At 42.8% G+C, this 622-nt stretch carries 1 protein-coding gene; it reads right to left on the bottom strand.

The genetic code is table 11. The annotated features are described in order from the left end of the window. Positions 1–622 (bottom strand): ABC transporter ATP-binding protein (locus LD39_RS18700; RefSeq protein ID WP_035551632.1); only part of this gene is annotated, 622 nt, incomplete at both ends.

Genomic DNA, 622 nt, shown 5'->3' on the forward strand with positions numbered 1-622 from the left:
GGGATTGATAAACTTCTCTATAGTATGGACTATTTTCCAGGAGCTCCTCGTGAGAACCCTGGGCGATCAACCTGCCTTGATGAAGTAGTAAAATTCTATGCGCTTCCCTCAAAGAACTGATTTTTTGAGCAACGAGGAAAACTGTACTCTTTTGTTTTTTGAGGTTCTCCAACAGCTTCACTTCTGTATTTGCATCCAGAGCACTGGTACTATCATCGAGAATTAAAATCTTAGGCATGCGAACGAGCGCTCGAGCTATAGACAACCGCTGTTTTTGACCGCCTGAGAAGGAAACACCTTTTTGTCCAAGCTTGGTATCATAACCATCAGGTAAAGATTTAATGAAGGAATGAATTTGTGCAATTTCTGCTGCTTCTACAATTTCCTCCATCGATGCCTCCTCTTTTCCCCAGGCAATATTCTCACGTACACTCCCAGAAAACAGATGGACTTCCTGAGGTACGAAACTGATCTGCTCCCTCACTCGTTTGATGTCTAGTTCTTCGATAGGTATGTTATCTAAAAAGATTTCACCGGAATGTTTTTCGTACAATCGGGGTATATGTTGAAGTAGAGAGGATTTTCCCGCACCCGTTTCACCAAGCAATCCGACTGTTTCACC

It is taken from the genome of Halobacillus sp. BBL2006 (genome assembly GCF_000786645.1).
Taxonomy (GTDB): domain Bacteria; phylum Bacillota; class Bacilli; order Bacillales; family Halobacillaceae; genus Halobacillus.